Source organism: Micromonospora sp. NPDC051141, from assembly GCF_044455765.1.
Lineage (GTDB): Bacteria > Actinomycetota > Actinomycetes > Mycobacteriales > Micromonosporaceae > Micromonospora.
In genome coordinates this window covers 227,957-244,935 of the sequence record NZ_JBITFD010000003.1, presented here as the reverse complement: position 1 = coordinate 244,935, position 16,979 = coordinate 227,957, and the positions used below count along the sequence as shown (strand labels likewise).

The following is a 16,979-nucleotide window of genomic DNA, read 5'->3' as shown; positions in this document are numbered from 1 at the left end:
GTGGTGCCCTTCCCCGTTTTCTGGTGCTTCGCCCTGCTGTCCAACACCGCGGCGTCGGCCCAGTGGGTGAACATCGCCTGGGCGCTCGGCGACAACCGCCTGCCGGCGGCGGTGCTCGCCGTGTGGCAGATCTCCGCGCTGCTCGGCACGATCCCCGGTGTGCTGCTGGGGGCACGGGCGGCCCGCCGGCTCGGCCACGTCCGTACCCTGGTGTGGTCGTCCGCGGTCGAGGCGGCGAGCTGCCTGGCGGTGGCCGCCGTCGCCTGGGACACCGGCGACGGCCTGTCCACCCGCCGGGCGCTGCTGGTGGCGGTCGTCTGCTCGGTCACGCCGTTCGCGGTCGGCTTCGGCGGCCCGTCCTGGCTGGCCCTGGTCGGCGCCTGGCCGGGCAGCGCGAGCCGGACCCGCCAGTTGCTGCTGGACAGCATCCAGTTCCAGCTCGGCCGCACCGCCGGGCCGCCGGTGGCGGCCCTCCTGATCGCCACCGTCGCCCATCCGGTGCCGGTCGCGGCGGTGGCCAACTCCGTCACCTTCCTCGCCGTCACGGTGATCATGCTGGCCGCGGGGCGTACGCCCGGCGTCGGGCCGCCGCCGCCCCGGCCGGCCGACGCGCCGAGGGCCCGGCCCTCCTGGCGGCTGTTCGGCTCCACCGCCGTGCTCGCCGCCGCCGGATACGCGCTGGCCAGCGACACGTCCCGGCTCTACGTCGCACGCCTCGTGCGGGCCGCCGACCTGCCCGCCGTGGTCTTCTCGGTGACCGTCTCGGTGGTGGCGCTCACCGCCGCGGGCGCAGCCGCCGTGGCCGCCCGGCGGCGGATACCGGACCGCCGGCTGGCCCAGCTCGGGCTCGGCCTGCTCGCCGCCGGCCTGCTCGTCTGGGCGACCGCGAGCACGCTGGGCGTGCCGGCCTGGATCGTCGGCGGGGCGCTGGTCGGCGCGTCGCTGCCGCTGGCGCACGCCGCGCTGACCTCGCTGGTGATGGGCGAGGCCGGCGACGCGGACCAGGCGACCGGGGCCGCGGTCACGATGGCGACGAACACCGGCGCGGTGGCGCTCGGCAGCACCGTGGTCGCTCCGCTGGTGAGCCCGCTCGGGCCGCTGGTGTTCCTGCCGCTGGCCGCCCTGGCGGCGATCGCGCTGGCCCGGGTGCGCCGCCGCTACCGGGCCGACGCCCCCGTGCCGCCGCCCGCCGTGCCGGTGCCGGTGGGCGGCGTCAGCGCCGAAGGCAGTCCGCCAGGTCGGCCGCGATGACCGCGGCGCCGCTGACCGGGGCGCGCAGCGCCGCAGGGAGCGGCCGGTCCCGCTGGTCGGGGTGCCGCCACGCCTCGGCGAGCGCCGCGCCGAAGGCCGGATCGGGCAGCACCCGCTCGTTGAGGTCGTGCACCGCCCGGACCCCGTCGCCCTCCGGGAGGTCGGCCCCGATCGGTCGGTACGCGGCGTCCAGCACCCGCCAGGCGGGGCCCAGCTCCGTGCCGTGGTGGCGCAGCAACCGGCGCAGGTTGAGCACCTGCGAGTAGTTCTCCGGGGGCAGCGGCAGCATCGGCCGGCCGAGCTGGGCCAGCTCCAGGATCGTGGTCAGCCCCGGGGGCGCCAGGACCGCGCCGGCCCGCCGGAACAACGCGAGCGCCGCATCGTGGCTGAGCGACCGGGCGTCGACCCCGGCGAAGAGGTCACCGAACCGGTCGATGGCGCCCGCGCTGGTGAGCACCACCGGCGGGCCCGCCGACGCGTCGGCGACCAGGCGCAGCACCTGCGCGAGGTAGACGTGTTGGCTGCCCGGATACGGGTTGAGCAGGCCACCGAGGCTGGCCACCCACGGCGCTGCGGCGCGGTCCGCCGGCCCGGCGTCGGCGGGCTCCGGCCCGACGTCGGTGATCGGCGGGACGGCCCGGACGTTCGGCACCCCGGTGCGGGCCATCACCTCGACGGAGTCGAAGAGATCCTGCACCCAGTAGCGGCGCACCGACCGGATGCCGGGGAAACCGTCGAACGAGTCCGGCCGCCACATGTAGGCCAGGCTGTCGACGCAGAACACCGGCAGCTCCGGCGCCAGGCGGGCGGCCAACGGCCGGTGCATCACCACGATCATCGCGTCCAGGGTCGGCCGCAGCTCAGCGCCGACCTGCTCGGCCTCGTGGACGCTGCCGGTGTCCACGACCCGGGCCGGCAGCCCGGTGCGCCGGAGCAACTCCAGTCCGAGGCCGCTGGACACGAACGTCCAGCGCACCCCGTCGCCGAGCCGCCGGTGGACCGCCTGGGCGACGGCGACGGCCTTGCTCGCCGGCCCGTACCCGAACGGCAGCGCGTACAGCCCGAGTCGCAGCGGCGTGCCGCCCGGGCCGCTCATCCGATCGTCCCGGGCGTCCGGGCGGGCGCCGGGGCCCCGGCGCCGACCGGGTCGGGACCACCACCGAGGCTGTCCAGCAGCGCCCGGAGTGAGCGGTCGAGGCTGAACCGTTCGGCGATCCAGGCCCGGCTGCCCGCCGGCACCTCCGGCGCGTCCAACGCGTCCCGCACCGCTGCGGTCAGCGCGTCGAGGTCACCCACGGGCACCGCGACAGCCGCCGGCCCGACGGTCTCCGGCAGGCCCGCGTCGGCGTACACGACCGTGCGCGTGCCGCTGGCCTGCGCCTCGATGGAGACCATGCCGAACGGCTCGCCGACCGACGGCAGGACCACCGCCGAGGCCGCCGCGAACAGGCCGGCCACCTCGGCGGGGGACGACGGCGGCGGGACCAGTCGGACGCCGGGCAGCCGGCGTAGCCGGTCCCGGAAGCCGGCGGTCTCCGGGTCGAGCACGCCGGGGGTGACGTCGGTGACCCGCAGCTCCACCCCGAGACGACCGGCGACCGTCGCCGCGTCGGCCAGGCCCTTGTTCGCCACCAGCCGGCCCGCCCACACCACGTGCCGCCCCTTCTCCACGCGGGGCTGCCCGACGAACTCCGCCGCCACGAACGGGGTGACGACGTCCACCCCGGCGGCGACCTCGGCCTCGATCAGCCCGGCCAGCCACCGCGAGCAGGCCTGCCGCGACGGCGCACCGGCGATGGCGGCGCGCAGCGCCTCGGGGCCGGCAGCGGGCGGCCACACCCGGCCGGGCGTGAAGCACGGCGGGTTGTGCATCATCAGGCCGGCCTGGGGGAGGTACGGCAGCCAGTGCGCCTCCTGGTGCAGCGAGACGAGATCCATCCCGGCCACCACCTCGGCGGCCTCCGCCGGGCTGCCCACCGCGTGTTTGCGGACCCCGGCCAACCGGTGCGCGTGCGCGGCGAACGCCTCGTCGAGGTCGTCGGGCACCGTGTCGTAGACGGCGACGACGTGCACGTCGTAGCGCCCGTTGAGCGCCTGCGCCCAGCCGGCCATGACGTTGGAGATGCCCCCCACCCGGAAGCCGGACGGGTAGTGGCCCATGCTGACGAACGCGATCGATCCGGTCGAAGCGTGCACCCGGTCCCTCCCCGAGGGCTCAGTAGACCATGCCCATGGCGTCTCGGACCTCGGCCAGCGTGGCGTCGCCGACCTCGTTCGCCCGACGGTTGCCCTCGGCCAGGATCGACCGCAGGTAGCCCTCGTCGGCGGCCAGCTCCGCGCGCCGGCTGCGGATCGGGGCCAGTCGTTCGTTGACCGCCTCGGTGACCACGGCCTTCAGCGCCGCGGCGCCGGCGCCGGCCAGTTCGTCGGCGATCGCCTCCGGCGACCGGCCGCTGCTGAGCGCGGCGAGCAACAGCAGGTTGGCCACCTCGGGACGGCGCTGCGGCTCCCACGTGATCGTCCTCTCGCTGTCGGTGACGGCCCGCCGGATCAGCTTGGCCGTGACGTCGGCGCTCATCGCCAGCTCGATCGCGTTGCCCCGGGACTTGCTCATCTTCTGCCCGTCCACGCCGAGGATGCTCACCGCCTCGGAGAGCAGGGCGTCCGGGCGGGGGAACACGGCGTGCCGCTTGTCGGCCCGGCCGTAGATCTCGTCGAACCGGCGGGCCACCACCCGGGTCTGCTCGACGTGCGGCAACTGGTCCTTGCCCACCGGCACCAGGTTGGCCTTGCAGAACAGGATGTCGGCCGCCTGGTGCACCGGGTAGGTCAGCATCAGCCCGGACATGGGGCGGCCGTTCGTCGCCGCGAGCTCCGCCTTCACCGTGGGGTTGCGGCGCAGCTCGGCGTCGGTGACCAGGGCGAGGAACGGCAGCATCAACTGGTTGAGCGCCGGCACGGCGGAGTGGGTGAAGATGGTGCAGCGGCGCGGGTCGAGCCCCACCGCCAGGTAGTCGGTGACAAGCGACAGGACCCGCTCCCCCACCGGGCCGACCGCGTCCCGGTCGGTGATGACCTGGTAGTCGGCGATGATGACGAACGTCTCCACCCCCGCGTCCTGCAACCGCACCCGGTTCTCGAGCGAGCCGAACAGGTGACCGACGTGCAGCCGGCCGGTCGCCGGTCAGCACCCGGAATCGGGACGGGTCCTCGCGCAACTCCTGCTCGATCGCCAGCGACCGTTTACGGGCGGCCGCGAGGGAGGCGTTGTCCGGCCCGCCGTCGGCCGGATCGTCCGGGCCCGCCGCGGCCGGTGGGTCCATCAGCGAGCTGTCCTGCGCAGCGTGCATGAAACGGCAAGCCTCTCTCGTCACCGACGGCCGGGTGCGCCGTCCGTCCCTTTCGTACCGGGAATTGTAGGTGTTCAATCGACCGCCGGACCGGACGACCCGAGCGCCGCGAGGAAGTCCGCCCGGGTGTAGGCGCCGTGGCGCAGGGTGCGCCGGAGCAGCCCTCGACGGACCAGACCCCGGTAGTCGGCGCTCAGGTCGGGAAAGCGCTCGCTCCACCGCTGCCACAGGTAGGCGGCGGTGCGCAGGCCGTGCCCCTGCATCTCCGGGGCGGCCTGGAGGAAGGCGGCGGCCTCCGGCTGCTCGAACAGCTCGGCCAGGTCCGCGCCGGTGATCCGGCCGGCCGCGAAGCGCCCGACGGCGTGCAGGTACCCGGCGCCGTCGGGGAACGGCATCTTGACCCGGTGCGCCAGGTGGGCGGGGAGGAACTCCTCCGCGACCTCCCGGAGCGCGACCTTCTGCCGCACCGGCCGCACCGAACGGTCGATCTTGCGGTCCGGCGGCAGGGCCCGCGCGTGGGCGATCACCGCCGAGTCGAGGTACGGCACCCGCGCCTCGACGTGGTGCGCCATGGCGCAGCGGTCCAGCCGCAGGCACTCCCGCGCGCCCAGGTCCTGCTGCTCGAACCGCATCCACGGCTCGACCATGGCCGGTGGCAGGTCGGCGTAGAAGCCGTAGCCGCCGAACAGCTCGTCCGCGCCCTCGCCGGAGAGCAGCACCTTGACCCCGGCGGCGTGGGCGAGGCGGGCGGTGAGCCAGGTGCCGACGCCGCCGAGCACGGTGAAGACGTCCGGGCTGACCGTGTGCGTGACGACGGCGTCGAGCAGGTCGGGGATCTCCGTCTCGTCGAAGATCACCTCATGGTGGTCGGCACCCAGGTGCTCGGCCACCTCCCGTGCCGCGTCGAGGTCGGGGCTGCCCTCGATGCCGGCGGTGAAGGTGCTGACCCGGCCGGCCTCCCGGGCGGCGATCGCGGTCAGCAGCGAGCTGTCCAGGCCGCCGCTGAGCATGCAGCCCCACCGCACCTCGGTCGGGATCTGGTCCCGTACCGCGGTCACCACCAGGTCCCGCAGCGTCCCCTCGCGCGGACGGGGCTCGATGGCGACGACCTCCCCCCGCGAGGACCACACGGTCCCCGGGGCCACCCGGCAGGCGAACGGTCGCAGCTCGGCCGGAATGGTCTCCGGGGTGCTGCTGACGAACGTGGACCCGCCCCCGCGCGCCACGTACAGCGGTTTGATCCCGATGCCGTCCACCGCCACCACCAGGACGTCCTGCTCCACGTCGTAGAGGCAGACCGCGTACATGCCCTCCAGGTGGTCGGCGAAGCGCAGCCCGTACTTCTCGTAGAGGACGCCGACGACGTGGCCGTCGTTGCCCGACGGTGGGCGCACGCCCAGCTCGTCGAGGACCCGGCGGTGGTTGTAGACGGCGCCGTTGAACGCCACCCAGGCCCGCCCACCGGGCGAGCGCAGCGGCTGGTCCCCGTGCGCCACGTCGGTGATGGCGAGCCGGACCACCCCGAGGGTGAACCGCGGGTCGTCGAGCACGGCCGTCGCGTCCGGGCCGCGGTGGCGCATGCCGGCCAGGGCCGCCTCCACGGCGGCCCGGTCGGCGGGGAAGGCGGCAGCTATCCCGCACATGGGACCGTTCCCTCTCTCGTCTCCTCCGACCGGCGCCCCGACCCGCCGGTGATGGTCACGCCGGCCGTCGGCCGGCCGAGGTCGGCAACGAGGTGTCGCCGGCGGTGCAGGTAGTCGAGGTACCCGTCCAGGGCCGGCCCCTCGAAGGTCGGGACGACCACCAGCCGGGGCGGCGTGGGCCGGTGGACCAGGTGCCGCCGCAGCTTCGCCGAGACGGCCGCCTCCAGGGCGGCCAGCTCGTCGTCGCCGGGATCCCGCTCCGGCACGCGCAGGAAGAGCACGTCGTAGAGGAGGCCGAAGCGGAGGCTGCCGGTCAGGCAGTCCTGGAGCGACCTCGTCTTCGGCTCCACGAACCCGCCCGGCAGCTCGGAGAGGAGCGCGGTGGTCACCCGGGCGTTGACCGGCGTGCCCAGCATGGACAGCGCCGGCAGCGCGTACGTGGTCAGCTCCTGGTCGAAGACCGTGCCACCGAGCTCCACGAACAGGTGTTCCGGACGACCCGCGTCGACCCAGGCCCGGTGCAGGGTGAGCAGGAAGAACCGGCTCAGGTGCGGTACGAAGCTGAGATGTTCCCAGTCGGTGCCGCCGAACTCACGCAGGAACGAGAGCAGGACGTCACCGCCGAGGATCTGGTTCGGCCAGCCCATCACGGTGTCCGGGAGGAACCGCCGGTAGGTGGCCAGGTCGTCGGTCGGCGAGGGGTGGTTGCCGCGCTCGTTGGTGTTGAGGATGCCGTCGAACTTGACCACCGTCGCCGGGCCGGGGGCGAGCGCGGCCAACCGCGCCACCAGTTGCCCCTTGCCGATGTCCGAACGTGGGTGCCCCAGCAGGACGAACACCTGGCAGCCGGCGAAGTCGACGTGCCGGAACGCCTCGTCCAGGCGGTCGGTGACCGGGGTCGGTTCGCTCAACGGCCAGGTGCCGGTCATGTGTCGGTTCCTTCCTGGACGGTCCGGGTGTGCGTGTCGACCCAGCCGAGCGCGCGGGCCCGGGTCACGTCGTACCGCAGGTCGCGGGTGGCGCGGCGGATCCCGTAGCGGAGGTTGGGCCACCTGGCCGGCCGGCCCCGGACCCGGGCGGCGGACCAGCTCAGCAGGCCCAGCGTCGCGTAGACCGGCCGTGGCACGGGCAGCACCCGAAGGCCGGGCGCGTGCCGGCGGCACCAGGCGCGGGCGAACGGCAGCGCCGGCGCCGGTCGGACCGGCGCGGCGTGGTACACCGCCGGGCGACCGTCCTCCACCGCCCGCCGGACCAGGTCGGCGACGTCCGCCGTGTGGACGAACGGCAGGTGGTTGCGGCCGGCGCCGACCAGCAGGCCGACCCGGCCGACGGTACGGACGACCGGCGGGGTGCGGTCGTCGAAGAGGATCCCCGGGCGCACCACCACCAGGTCCACGCCGAGCCGGGCCGACGACTCGCGCAGCCGGCGCTCCAGTTCGATCTTCATCGCCGGGTACGGGTCCAGCACCTCGGCGGCGTCGGCCGGTGACCGCGTCTCCGGCACCGGATCCGTGCCGACGCCCGGGTCCAGCCCGTAGACCATCACGCTGGACACCTGCACGAAGGTCCGGACCCCGTTCGCGTGTCCGTGCTCCATCAGCCGCAGCGCGGCGTCCAGGTTGTCCCGCCGGTAGTCGGCCGGCGGGTGCGGGGCGAACCGGAAGGCGCAGTGCACGACCGCGTCGACGTCCCGGGTGAGGTCCGCCGCCGTCGCCGGGTCCACCGGCGTGCCCCGCCGTACCTCGATCCGCCGGGCCGGCACCGGCGTCACCGGACGCCGGTGCTCCAGGGCGCGGACGTCGTGCCCGGCGTCGGTCAGGGCCGCGACGCAGGCCGCGCCCAGCCGGCCCGCGGCGCCGGTCACCAGGACGCGCATCAGCCGACCGCCACGCGGTCGCGGGCGCGGCGCAGCACGTGCCCGGCGGTCACCAGGTCGGCCCAGGGGTCGCCGGTCGAGCTGAAGACGGTGGTGCGGGACGCCAGGTCGGCCGGGACGTCGGCGAGCAGCGTGCCGAGATCCGTCGCGTCCCGGTGCGCCGGGCCCGCCTCGGCCAGGGCCAGGGCGAGATCCTCCACCAGGACCAGGTGCTCCCGCAGCAGGGCGGCGGCGACCTCCCGGCGGTCCACCGCGTGCGCGCCCATGCAGTTGACGTGCACCGGTCCGGCCGGCAGCCGGGTGACAAGCGGCTCGGCCGAGCCGGTCGCGGTGCAGATCACGTCGCGTCCGACGAGCACGTCGTCCGGCCCGTCGACGACCTCGACCGGGCACCCCGGCCCGACCAGCCCGACCGCCCACCTGGCGAACGCCTCGGCGTGCTCCGCGCGGCGGCTGGCGACCCGGACCGACGCGATCGGCCGTACCGCGATCGTCCCCCGCAGTTGCTGCCGGGCCAGCACCCCGCTGCCGATCAGGCCGACGTGCAGCGGCCGGGCGGGGGTGCAGACGTCGGTCACCAGCGCGGTGACCGCGGCGCACCGCAGGTCGGTCACGGCCGCGCCGTCCAGCACCGCCAGCGGTCGCCCGGTCCGGGTCGACATCACCACCGAGAGCGCGTGGATCGCGGGCTCCCCCGCCGGCCGGTCCGGCACCAACGCGGCCAGCTTCGTGACGAAGAGACCGTCCCGGGCGCTGACCGAGGGCATGACGCCGAACATCGCCGGCGGGTCCGCGGTGGTCACCGTGGTTCGCAGCGGCGTACGCGCGGCGGCGCGCCGGCCCTCGGCGTACCCCTGGCGCAACTCCTCGACCAGCGCGGGCAGGTCGGCCGCGGCGGTGACCGCGCGGCGGTCGAGCACCAGCGGGACGAGACCGGGCTCCCCGTTCACGCCGCGCCGCTCCCGTCGGCGCACGGGATCAGCGCGCTGCGGGTGAAGGTCATGACCGGGGTGCCGTCGGACTTGAGCCCGCGGGTCCGGAACGTCACCACTCCGGCGCCGGGGCGGGACCGGGAGAGGCGCTTGGCCACCACCTCGGACTCGGCGGTGAGGGTGTCGCCGACGAAGACCGGCGTGGTGAGGCGGATCTCCTCCCAGCCGAGATTGGCCACCGCCCGCGCGCTGGTGCCGTTGGTGCTCATCCCACCGACGATGGCGAGCGTCACCAGGCTCGACACGACGGGCCGGCCGAACTCGGTCTGCTCGGCGTAGGCGGCGTCGATGTGCAGGGGGTGGGCGTTGAGGCTGAGCAGCGACATCCAGATGTTGTCGGCGTCGGTGACGGTCCGGCCGGGCCGGTGCTCGATGACGTCACCGACGTCGAACTCGTCGTAGTAGAGGCCCCGGGACTCGCGGTACCGCCCCGGCGAGACCTCGGTGAAGGCGCGCGGCGGCCTCACCGCGACCGCCCCGCCCGCGCGAGCGTGCTCTCGGCCTGCCGCAGGAAGGGCGGCCCGAGCATCCGGCCGTCCATGGTGATGATGCTCGCGCCTGTGCGGCGGAACTCCCCCACGATCCGGTCGGCCCGGTGGACGTCGGCGGCGCTGGGCGTGAACACCTCGTTGATGGCGTCGACCTGGCCGGGGTGCACGGCCACCTTGCCGGTGTAGCCGAGGCCGGCGGCGCGCCGGGCGTCGGACTCGAGCGCGGCGGCGTCGTCGAGGTCGAAGGTCGGCCCGTCCACCGCCTCGATCCCCGCCGAGCGGGCGGCCAGCGCGACCCGGGACCGGGCCATCAACAGGGGCTCCCACTCCATGGCGGTGCCGGTGTCGGCGCAGAAGTCGGCCGCGCCGAAGGTCAACGCCACGAGGCGGGGACGGGACCGGGCGACGGCCATCGCGTTCTCCAGCCCGGCCGCGGTCTCCAGGATCGCCCACAGCACGGTGTCGATACCCGCGCCGGCCAGGACCTCGTCGACGAGTTCGACGTCGTGCGGCGACTCCACCTTCGGCAGCACGATCATGTCCGGGGCGGTCCGGGCGTCGAGCACCATGTGCAGGTCGCGTACGCCCTCGGGAGATCGGACCGGGTTGACCCGCAGGCTGTATCCGTCCGGCACCTCGGCGGGGTCGAGCAGACCCACCGCCTGCCGCGCGCCGTGCTTCGCCTCCGCCGGCACGGAGTCCTCCAGGTCGAGCAGGTGGATGTCGGCGGGACCCGCGGCGCTGCCGAGGAACCGTTCCATCCGGGTGGCCGGCGTGACGAGCAGGCAGCGACAGATCCCGCGGGACCGGCTGCGGGGCACGCCCTCGACGAGGGTCATCTCGGGTCCCCGGCGGCCACCGCGCCGTCCGCCCCCACCAGGTGGGGCACCACCCAGTCGACGAGCAGGTCGACGAAGCGGCGCAGGTCGTCCTCGCCCAGGTTGGCCCGCATCATGACGCGGAGCCCCTCGCGCCCCCGGGAGGTCACCGGGAAGTAGACCGGCGCGCAGTAGAAGCCCTCGGCCAGCAGCCTGCGGGACAGGTCCACGGCCAGGTCGCGGTCGCCCACCGGCAGCGCCCGCACCGGCAGGATGCTGCCGGCGGACTCGCTGGGCACCCGTGCGTCGAAGTAGTCGAGGTTGGCGCGCAGCCGGGTCTGCAGGACGGTCAACTCCGGTCCGGCGTGCAGCCGGGCGGCGGCCAGGACGCTGCCCATGTTGGCGACGCTCGGGGACTGCGACCAACACATCGGCCCGGCGAACGTGTTGACCAGGGCGGGGTCGACGGAGTCCGGGAGCATCACCACGCCACCGGAACACCCGAAGCCTTTCTCCAGCGAGCCGGTGATGAGGGTCAGGTCGTTGAGCCGGTCCACCGCCGACCGGATGTAGCCCTCACCCCGGTCACCCATGACGGAAATGGCGTGCGAATCGTCCATCCACAGAAAAAGGCCGTACCGGTCCTGGAGCTGTAACAGGCCGTCGAGATCCGCCAGGCCGCCCATGGAATAGGCGCCGTCGGCGACGTACGCCACCCGTCCGTACTTCTTGCACGCGTCCTCGACGAAGTCGAGGTCGTTGTGCGGGGCCACCAGCACGGGCGCCTCGTCGGCGCAGATCGGCTTCACGTAGTCCATGCAGAAGTGGCTGCGCTTGTCGAACACGGTGACCCGGGGACGGCCGTCGACGAGATGCCCCGAGGACACCAACGGGAGCAACCCGGCGGTCGCCACGCTGCACGAGAGCGCCAGCAGGCACTGCGCCCGCCAGATCTCGGAGAGCTGGTCCTGGGCCTGCCGCAGCACCGAGGGACGCATCCGGGTGGGCGTGATGCCCAGGCCGACGCACCCCTGTGCGGTCAGGGCGTCGATCGCCCCCTGCACCACCGCGGGGTGCGTGTTCAACCCGAGGTAGGAGTAGGAGCTGAGGTTGAGGAACGAGCGGCCCGTCTCCGGGTCGTGCAGGGTGCCGTCGGGCCGGCAGTCGAGGTGCAGGTTGATCAGACCCCCGCTCTCCGCCTCACGCCAGTTGCCCTGCGACAGACGCATCATCTTCGCGGTGTCGCGAAAACGGTGGGGACCTTCGGGACCGGCCGTGCCGGAATCGTCCGGCACCGTTTTCGCGGCAGGCTCCGCGACCGACGGACCGCTCATGCTCCCACTCCTTCAGGGGTTGCCGCGTACGAAAATAGGGGTCGCGACGCACGCGATAAGGGTCGGATATAGGGGTGCGAATTCAACAGTGCCGTCACCACCGTGGGAGGCACTCGGGATGCAATTATCATAAAGCCGGTGCCAGCGTATACGGAATTGAATCGCGCGCAAGCATTGACTTGCGACAGTAGATCGGATAAGAGATGACGAATCACCGGGGTGACCCGCCGCCGGTCACCGGCCCACCGCGGCGCTGCGACAACACGAGCGTCGGCGTGCTGATCGCCGATCCGGCCGGCCGGCTGTTGCTGCTGCGCCGGGCCACCCCGCCGGTGGGAGTGGCCCCGGTCGCCGGTCACGTGGACGACCACGGCACCCCGGCCGACGCGGCCCGCCAGGAGGTCGCCGAGGAGGTGGGCCTGACCGTTCGGAGGCTGGACCTCGTGGCGGAGGGTTGGCGGCCCAACGCCTGCCGCCGGCCGGCCGGCCCGCGGGGCACCGGCCACCACTGGTTCCTCTACCGGGCGGTGGTCGCCGGAACCGTCCGGCCGGATCCGGCGGCGGCCCGCGAGGTCCGGTGGCACACCCCGGACGAGGTGCAGCACCTCGTCCGGCGCACGGTGGCGTACGCGAACGGACACGTCACCGCGGAACTGTTCGCCGACGCGCCGGGCATCGAGCCGGTGTGGGTGCGGTTCCTGCACGACCTGGCGTTGGCGGACGCGCCGGCCGGTGATCTCGCCGCGGTGGACGCGCTCGCCGGCGGACGGGGTCCCGGTCCGACGGCGTGACGATCGCCGCCGGGGCGGGCCGCTGGTACGTTTTCGGGTACTGCCGACGTCCACGCCCGAGCGGAGGCCCCGGGTGAGCAGCACCGGACCCGACGACGCCGCCCCGCGCTCCGCCGACCCCGCCGAACCGGACGCCGCCCGCGCCGAACTCGACGCCGCCCGCGCCGAACTGGAGGCCGCCCGCGCCGAGCTGCGGCTGTTCCGCGGCCGGTCGGAGCAGGCGCTGCGGCGGGCCGAGGCGCTCGCCCGGCTGGCCGGCGCGCTCAGCTCGGCCCGGGGCCGGGACGCCATCGTCGAGGTGGTGACCACGGTGGCCCCGGCCGTGGTGGACGCCACCACGCTGCGGGTGGCGATCGCCCTGCCCGGCCGGACCGTGCTCGACGTGGCCGGCGCCGGCGCGTCGCCCGAGCGGCTGCCGGTCGACGCCGACGTCCCGCTGGCCCGGGCGGTACGCGACAACGCTGCGCTGCCGCTGGGCGACAGCCGGGCCACCGGGGTCTGCCTGCCGTTGCGGGACGGCGACGGCGGCGCGCTCGGCGTGCTGGAGGTGCGCTGGGCCGACCCGGTCGCCGACGACGAGGCGCTGCACAGTCTCCTCGACGCGGTGGCCGCGCTGTGCAGCCAGGCGCTGCAACGGGCCGAGCTGACCGGGTCGGCGCAGGCGATGGCCGGGTTCGCGGCCCGGCTGAGCATCACCCGGTCCACCACCGAGGCGATCGAGGTGATCCTGGACGCCGCCACCACCGCGTTCGGCGCGGAGCTGCCCGGCCTGGCCATGCGGGACGAGGGCCGCCGGGTCCGGCTCTGGTACCACGACGACGTGCCGGGCGAGCTGGCCGCCACGTTCCGCGACCTGACCGTCGACGACCCGCGCCCGATCGTCCGCGCGCTGCACCACGGGGAACGCATCGTGCTGCGCGACCGCGCCGACTTCGCCGCCCGGTTCCCCGGCCTGCCCGACCCGGTCGGCCGGCACGGCATGGTGACCACCGTGGCGCTGCCGCTGTTCGGCGCCGAGCGCCGTCCGATCGCCGCGCTGGGCTTCGGCTGGCGGCGGGAGCGCCCGCTGCGGGACAGCGACCTGGCGCTGCTGGACACCGTCGCCGACCTGTGCGAGCAGACGCTGGAGCGGGTCCGGTTGGCCGCCGCCGAGCACAACCTGGTGACCCGGCTGGCCGGCCGGCTGCGCAGTTCCTCGCTGACCACGCCGAGGAGCCTGGAGGTGGCCACCCGCTACCGGCCGGCGATGAGTGGCCTGCACCTCGGCGGCGACTGGTACGACCTGGTCCGGCAGGACGGCGACCGGCTGGCCGTGGTGGTCGGTGACGTGGTCGGGCACCAGGTCGAGGCCGCCGCCGACATGGCCCAGCTGCGTACCGTGCTGAACACGCTGATCCGGATGGGCGTGCCGCTGGAGGAGGTGTTCCTCCGGCTCACCGAACTGCTCGGCGTCGGGTTTCTGGGCACCTGCCTGGTCGTGGTGGTCGATCCGGCGGCCCGCGTGGCGCACGTGGCCCGGGCCGGGCACCCGCACCCGGTGGTGCTGCCGGCCGGACGGCCGCCGCACACCGTGCAGACCGCCAACGCGATGCCGCTGGGCATGGTCGACCGGCCGATGACGATCACCACTGTCGCGTTCCGTCCCGGAGACGTGCTGGTCGCGTACACCGACGGGCTGGTGGAGCGGCGCGGCCAGCCGTACGACGAGGGCGTCGCGGCGCTGCACCGGTCGCTGACCGCGGTGCGGGACGAGCCGGTCGAGGCGATCGCGGACGCGCTCCTGCGCGACCTGGCCGGCTCGGAGGACGACCAGGCGCTGGTGGTGCTGCGACACCTCGGTTGAGCAGGCTTCGGCGGCCCGGTTCGGGGAATGATCCCCCGGTCGGCGGACCACCCACCTCAGGAGGACCATGATGGCCACCAGCAACCAGCCCGCCAAGGCGTCGGGCAGCTACCGGATCGGCGGTGACCTGCGGGTCGACCGTCTCGGCTACGGGGCGATGCAGCTCACCGGCCCGGGCGTCTGGGGCGACCCGAAGGACCCGGCGGAGGCGGTGCGGGTGCTGCGCCGCGCGTACGAGCTGGGGGTCACGTTCGTCGACACCGCCGACTCGTACGGGCCGTTCGTCAGCGAGCTGCTGATCCGCGAGGCGCTGCACCCGTACGCCGACGACCTGGTGATCGCCACCAAGGCCGGGCTGACCCGCTCCGGCCCGGGCGACTGGCGGCCGGTGGGGCGCCCGGAGTACCTGCGCCAGCAGTGCGAGCTGAGCCTGCGTCACCTGGGCCTGGAGTCGATCCCGCTCTACCAGCTGCACCGGATCGACGCCAAGGTGCCGCTGGCGGACCAGCTCGGTGAGCTGGCGCTGCTCAAGCAGGAGGGCAAGATCCGGCACATCGGGCTCTCCGAGGTGACGGTGGAGCAGATCGAGGCGGCGCGGGCGATCACCCCGATCGTGTCCGTGCAGAACCTCTACAACCTGGCCGACCGCAGCGCCGAGGACGTGCTGACCCACTGCGAGCGCAACGACCTGGCGTTCATCCCCTGGTTCCCGATCGCCACCGGCAACCTGGCCCGGCCGGGCGGTCCGCTGGACGCGATCTCGACCGGGCACGGCGCCAGCCCCGCGCAGCTCGCCCTGGCGTGGCTGTTGCGCCGGTCGCCGGTGATGCTGCCGATCCCGGGTACGTCGTCGGTGGCGCACCTGGAGGAGAACGTCGCGGCGGCCGAGGTGGAGCTGACCGACGACGAGTACGAGGCGCTGGCGAAGGCGGCCTGAAACCCGACACTTGCCAACGGTGATCGAGAAACTACTGTCAGAAGGATTCTCGCGATGGGGGTCCTATCAGTGGTGGAATTCGATTACGTCGTGGTCGGCGCCGGCGCGGCCGGGTGCGTGCTGGCCGACCGGCTGACCGAGGACCCGGGCACCCGGGTGCTGCTGGTCGAGGCGGGCGGCTGGGACCGGAGCCCGTTCGTGCGGGTGCCGAAGGCGTTCTCCCGGCTGATGGACGACCCGCGTACCGCCTGGCACTACCCGGCGGCCACCGGGCCGGGCCGGCGGGAGACGTGGCAGCGCGGCCGGATGATCGGCGGCTCGACGTCGGTCAACGGCATGATCTGGAGCCGCGGCGCGGCCCGGGACTGGGACACGCTGGCGCCGCTGGGCTGGGGCTGGTCGACGATGCGGCAGGTGTTCCGGCGGCTGGAGGACCATCCGCTGGGGCCGGCGCCGCACCGGGGCGTCGGCGGGCCGGTGCGGCTCTCCGTCGCCACCGGCACCGACCCGCTCGCCGAGGAGATGGTGGCGACCGGCGTCGAGCTGGGCTGGCGTCGGGTCGACGACCTGGACGCCGACGACGACGAGCGGATCGGCTACCCGACCGCGACCATCCACGGTGGCCGTCGGGTCAGCGCCGCCGACGCGTTCCTGCACCCGGCGCGGCGCCGCCCCAACCTGACCGTGGTGGTCGACGCCGTGGTGCTGCGCGTGCTGGTCGAGGGCGGCCGGGCGGTCGGCGTACGGGTGGCGCACCGGGGCCGGGAGGTCGAGCACCGGGCGGCCGGTGCGGTGATCCTCGCCGCCGGCGCGCTGGCCACCCCGGCGCTGTTGCAGGTCTCCGGCATCGGGCCGGCCGACACGCTGCGCGCGGCCGGCGTGCCGGTGCTGCTCGACCGCCCCCGGGTGGGCGCCGGCCTGCGGGAGCACCGGTCGATCGCGTTGCAGTACCGCCTCGCCGAGCCGGGCGGCTACAACGCCCGGCTGGCGAGCCCGCTCGGGCAGGCCGGCGCGACACTGCGCTGGCTGCTCACCCGGGGCGGGCCGCTGGCGCTGCCGGTGCTCGACGTCGCGGCGCACGTGAAGTCCCGGCCCGACCTGGACCGGCCGGACGGCCACCTGCTGATGGCGCCGTTCTCGGCCGCCCCGCCCCGCGCCGGCCGGGCGCTGGAGCTGGAGCGGGAGCCGGGCGTGATGTGCCTGGGCACGGTGACCCGGCCGGACAGCGAGGGCAGCCTCACCGTCACCGACGCCGATCCGCGTGTCCCGCCGGCGATCGTGGCGAACTACCTGACCACCGAACCGGACCGGCGGACGGCGGTGGACCTGTTCCGCCGGATGCGGGAGTTCTTCGCCACCGGGCCGATCGCCAAGCGGCTCCGGGTCGAGACCGTGCCCGGCCTGACGACGCGGACCGACGAGGAGATCGTCGAGGCGGCGGTGGCGCACGGGTACTGCGGCTATCACGCGGTCGGCACCTGCGCCATGGGCGCGGACGACGCTCACGTGGTCGACCCCGAGCTGCGGGTACGCGGCGTCGACGGGCTGCGGGTGGTGGACGCGTCGGTGCTGCCGGCGATGGTGGCGGGCTGGACCAGCGCGCCGGTGACGGCGCTGGCCTGGCGGGCCGCCGACCTGATCCGGGAGTGAGCG

15 protein-coding genes are annotated in these 16,979 nt (G+C 74.6%); 5 read left to right on the top strand and 10 right to left on the bottom strand.

Annotated elements, in window-relative coordinates; genetic code table 11:
- Window positions 1–1,251 carry an MFS transporter gene (locus ACIA6B_RS06445; RefSeq protein ID WP_396771583.1) on the top strand — a complete coding sequence of 417 codons (1,251 nt, stop codon included), beginning with the start codon at window positions 1–3 and terminating at the stop codon, window positions 1,249–1,251.
- Here the strand turns inward: ACIA6B_RS06445 and ACIA6B_RS06440 are convergent.
- From ACIA6B_RS06440 to ACIA6B_RS06395, 10 genes are all read right to left on the bottom strand, one after another.
- Window positions 1,214–2,347, bottom strand: a complete 1,134-nt coding sequence (locus tag ACIA6B_RS06440; protein WP_396771581.1) for a hypothetical protein — start codon at window positions 2,345–2,347, stop codon at window positions 1,214–1,216. The genes ACIA6B_RS06445 and ACIA6B_RS06440 overlap by 38 nt on opposite strands.
- Window positions 2,344–3,447, bottom strand: coding sequence for a glycosyltransferase family 4 protein (locus ACIA6B_RS06435; RefSeq protein WP_396771579.1), 1,104 nt, complete (start codon window positions 3,445–3,447; stop codon window positions 2,344–2,346). Before ACIA6B_RS06435 ends, ACIA6B_RS06440 begins: the two co-directional genes overlap by 4 nt.
- Window positions 3,448–3,466: 19 nt before the next feature.
- The gene (gene trpS, locus ACIA6B_RS06430) at window positions 3,467–4,405 is read right to left on the bottom strand and encodes a tryptophan--tRNA ligase (protein ID WP_396772081.1); all 939 of its coding nucleotides are present in this window, start codon (window positions 4,403–4,405) and stop codon (window positions 3,467–3,469) included.
- A gap of 270 nt (window positions 4,406–4,675) precedes the next feature.
- Entirely contained in the window at window positions 4,676–6,244 is a 1,569-nt protein-coding gene (locus tag ACIA6B_RS06425; protein ID WP_396771576.1) for an asparagine synthetase B family protein, read from the bottom strand.
- Window positions 6,232–7,173 (bottom strand): hypothetical protein, encoded by a 942-nt coding sequence (locus ACIA6B_RS06420; protein ID WP_396771574.1) that lies wholly within the window; start codon window positions 7,171–7,173, stop codon window positions 6,232–6,234. The genes ACIA6B_RS06425 and ACIA6B_RS06420 overlap by 13 nt, the downstream gene beginning before the upstream one ends.
- Entirely contained in the window at window positions 7,170–8,120 is a 951-nt protein-coding gene (locus tag ACIA6B_RS06415; protein ID WP_396771572.1) for an NAD-dependent epimerase/dehydratase family protein, read from the bottom strand. Before ACIA6B_RS06415 ends, ACIA6B_RS06420 begins: the two co-directional genes overlap by 4 nt.
- A complete protein-coding gene (locus tag ACIA6B_RS06410; RefSeq protein WP_396771570.1) occupies window positions 8,120–9,070 on the bottom strand; it encodes an ornithine cyclodeaminase family protein in 951 nt (316 codons plus the stop codon). Before ACIA6B_RS06410 ends, ACIA6B_RS06415 begins: the two co-directional genes overlap by 1 nt.
- Window positions 9,067–9,579: a MaoC family dehydratase gene (locus ACIA6B_RS06405; RefSeq protein WP_281936474.1), complete on the bottom strand. Its 513-nt coding sequence runs from the start codon at window positions 9,577–9,579 to the stop codon at window positions 9,067–9,069. The genes ACIA6B_RS06410 and ACIA6B_RS06405 overlap by 4 nt, the downstream gene beginning before the upstream one ends.
- Window positions 9,576–10,442, bottom strand: a complete 867-nt coding sequence (locus ACIA6B_RS06400; RefSeq protein ID WP_396771568.1) for an HpcH/HpaI aldolase/citrate lyase family protein — start codon at window positions 10,440–10,442, stop codon at window positions 9,576–9,578. Before ACIA6B_RS06400 ends, ACIA6B_RS06405 begins: the two co-directional genes overlap by 4 nt.
- The gene (locus ACIA6B_RS06395) at window positions 10,439–11,716 is read right to left on the bottom strand and encodes an aminotransferase class I/II-fold pyridoxal phosphate-dependent enzyme (RefSeq protein ID WP_396772080.1); all 1,278 of its coding nucleotides are present in this window, start codon (window positions 11,714–11,716) and stop codon (window positions 10,439–10,441) included. Before ACIA6B_RS06395 ends, ACIA6B_RS06400 begins: the two co-directional genes overlap by 4 nt.
- 242 nt (window positions 11,717–11,958) lie before the next feature.
- Here ACIA6B_RS06395 and ACIA6B_RS06390 point away from each other — a divergent pair, with 242 nt between their 5' ends.
- From ACIA6B_RS06390 to ACIA6B_RS06375, 4 genes are all read left to right on the top strand, one after another.
- Window positions 11,959–12,546, top strand: coding sequence for an NUDIX hydrolase (locus ACIA6B_RS06390; protein ID WP_396771566.1), 588 nt, complete (start codon window positions 11,959–11,961; stop codon window positions 12,544–12,546).
- Between the two features lie 73 nt (window positions 12,547–12,619).
- A complete protein-coding gene (locus ACIA6B_RS06385) occupies window positions 12,620–14,389 on the top strand; it encodes a PP2C family protein-serine/threonine phosphatase (protein WP_396771564.1) in 1,770 nt (589 codons plus the stop codon).
- 70 nt (window positions 14,390–14,459) lie between these two features.
- Window positions 14,460–15,326: an aldo/keto reductase gene (locus ACIA6B_RS06380; RefSeq protein WP_396771562.1), complete on the top strand. Its 867-nt coding sequence runs from the start codon at window positions 14,460–14,462 to the stop codon at window positions 15,324–15,326.
- Between the two features lie 69 nt (window positions 15,327–15,395).
- Window positions 15,396–16,976 (top strand): GMC family oxidoreductase, encoded by a 1,581-nt coding sequence (locus tag ACIA6B_RS06375; RefSeq protein WP_396771560.1) that lies wholly within the window; start codon window positions 15,396–15,398, stop codon window positions 16,974–16,976.
- Window positions 16,977–16,979: the final 3 nt, after the last annotated feature.

What these genes read in the sequence shown, in the direction of transcription:
- ACIA6B_RS06440 (WP_396771581.1), bottom strand. Translation starts at nt 2,347, where the DNA reads ATGAGCGGCCCGGGCGGCACGCCGCTGCGACTCGGGCTGTACGCGCTG.
- ACIA6B_RS06425 (WP_396771576.1), bottom strand. Translation starts at nt 6,244, where the DNA reads ATGTGCGGGATAGCTGCCGCCTTCCCCGCCGACCGGGCCGCCGTGGAG.
- ACIA6B_RS06420 (WP_396771574.1), bottom strand. Translation starts at nt 7,173, where the DNA reads ATGACCGGCACCTGGCCGTTGAGCGAACCGACCCCGGTCACCGACCGC.
- ACIA6B_RS06415 (WP_396771572.1), bottom strand. Translation starts at nt 8,120, where the DNA reads ATGCGCGTCCTGGTGACCGGCGCCGCGGGCCGGCTGGGCGCGGCCTGC.
- ACIA6B_RS06400 (WP_396771568.1), bottom strand. Translation starts at nt 10,442, where the DNA reads ATGACCCTCGTCGAGGGCGTGCCCCGCAGCCGGTCCCGCGGGATCTGT.
- ACIA6B_RS06390 (WP_396771566.1), top strand. Translation starts at nt 11,959, where the DNA reads ATGACGAATCACCGGGGTGACCCGCCGCCGGTCACCGGCCCACCGCGG.
- ACIA6B_RS06380 (WP_396771562.1), top strand. Translation starts at nt 14,460, where the DNA reads ATGGCCACCAGCAACCAGCCCGCCAAGGCGTCGGGCAGCTACCGGATC.